Here is a 1,895-nt window from a genome sequence, read left to right on the forward strand (position 1 = left end):
CGCAATCCTCGCTACGGGCGCTATTCTCGGACAGCCTCCCAGGCGGAGTCGAAGGGTGATTGGCGCAGTCTTCATTCAGGATATGGTGTTTACCGGACCACTGAAGACTAACGGGATTGGACGTCAATAGTTGCATTATTAAAATCAAGAGTAATGACACCCAATATTCCCGGACAAGAAACTTATGGCTTGAATTCAGGGGTGTCTTTCGTTATTTGGATTTAAAAAAATTGGAGCTTCCCCTGTTTGAGTGGGTGATTTTATCGATTCACCAACTCAAAATGAGGAAAAGCCAAAAAATTCCCCGGGATCAGTCCGTTTAATTTCATGCAATATATCCTTTACCCGCACCGGCTCGGGGTGCAGGTCCGCTTTATTATCCAGTGTGATGGCATGATAGACATCAACAGGTAATGTGAACACGCTACCAGCCAGGCCAATCACAGCAAAAGCAGCCGCAGCAACCGCACCAAGCACCAAAGCAGCAGGAAGGGCGAGTACACCACCGATAATTAATCCGACAAGAGTACCAGTCTTACTCGCAGATATATCAGAGTTCATGAAAAATATACTTTGAACTAAACTACCTACGGTAGTACCAATAATGTTACCGGCAAGACCACAAATAGCAGCTGCAGCGATCATCGGCGTAAAAATGCCAGCTTTTGCACCAAAACCAGCGATTTTCAGAATCCGATTTTTGGCGGCATACAATGGATAGATTAAACGATCCTTGAGTGAGGGCGTTTCATCGAATGATCTGTTACTTTCAGTCTGTCTTGTGGCTTCGGATTCAGAGGTCTTCCGTCCTGCAAATTGACTTTCACAACGGGTAAATTCTTCGATATTTGAATCATAACTCGGGGGTAAAGCGCCGATAGCGTCCATAAGAGCCCTCCATGGACTTCCATTAGATTTATCAGAAATAATAATTGCCTTTGATTCAGTGCAATTTCTGCATTCAATACTACAGCAGGTTTAACCCCTGTTCCCATAACAACCGGGTTATAAATACTAACAGAAAAGCCAACAATCACGTTCTTGACAGCCTTGTAGGGGTCACGCTATAGAAAGGAAAAAATCGTACGCTAATAGGCTAAAATCCTTGGTAATCATGGGATTAAGCTTATCCATTATCACTATAAATCATCATTTATTAGGTCTTCAGTCTCCAGATGTAATCACCTGTCAAACTGATATGTTCCCACCCCGGGGGAGATAGATAGCTCAGGTACTCTTCAGGCACTTTTTTCTGCTTTTTCACTTTAGTAATAGCTTCTTCAAGGTGAACAGTGTTCCAGAGAATAATGGCGGCAACGACCAGATTAAGGCCAGATACCCTGTAACTTTGATTCTCGAACGACTTATCCCTGACTTCTCCAAGACGGTTGAAAAATACAGCTCTGGCAAGGTTGTTTCTCGCCTCTCCTTTATTTAGCCCTGCCTGAACCCTTGCCCTGAGTTCAGGTTGCTGCATCCACTCCAGTGACTAATGTTTCAGTGTGATTTCAGATGAAAGACGATTTAGATTTAAAAAAGACAGAGCACTTCCCGTTGTCCACTGTTTCAGTAATCTTTCCTCATCTTGCTTACAACATGTTTTTTAAAAAGTGGCTAATGAAAGAGCAATCAATTGCATCGTACTACAGCGCATTTTGTGCCTATGGCCGAAACATTTTTCATCTTAGTGATGAGATTATTGAGGAATTTTTACAAACAGATGCAGGTTCCATTCCTTTAGAATCTATTGATTTCCCTTATGAGTGCTTTTATGTAAGTTTCGGAGCAACTAACAAGCTAAAGCTATCTAAAGAGGGAACTCATGTTGATGGAGCCTATTTAAGTAGTTAACCAAATGAAATCATATTTTCTGACTAAGTGACCAGTCACTCTGC

General features: G+C 42.3%; 2 protein-coding genes and 1 pseudogene. 1 reads left to right on the forward strand and 2 read right to left on the reverse strand.

Annotation, left to right across the window (positions count from 1 at the left end; genetic code table 11):
* Positions 1–276 precede the first annotated feature (276 nt).
* Positions 277–888, reverse strand: coding sequence for a hypothetical protein (locus KDK14_RS01855; protein WP_257263317.1), 612 nt, complete (start codon positions 886–888; stop codon positions 277–279).
* 268 nt (positions 889–1,156) lie between these two features.
* Positions 1,157–1,486, reverse strand: a pseudogene (locus tag KDK14_RS01860) (Tn3 family transposase); the annotation flags it as partial.
* A 26-nt stretch (positions 1,487–1,512) separates the two neighbouring features.
* On the opposite strand from KDK14_RS01860, the gene KDK14_RS01865 reads away from it, so the two are divergent.
* Positions 1,513–1,851, forward strand: a complete 339-nt coding sequence (locus KDK14_RS01865) for a hypothetical protein (protein WP_257263318.1) — start codon at positions 1,513–1,515, stop codon at positions 1,849–1,851.
* The last annotated feature ends 44 nt before the right edge of the window (positions 1,852–1,895 follow it).

This window comes from Endozoicomonas sp. ONNA2, assembly GCF_024606365.1.
Taxonomy (GTDB): Bacteria; Pseudomonadota; Gammaproteobacteria; order Pseudomonadales; family Endozoicomonadaceae; genus Endozoicomonas.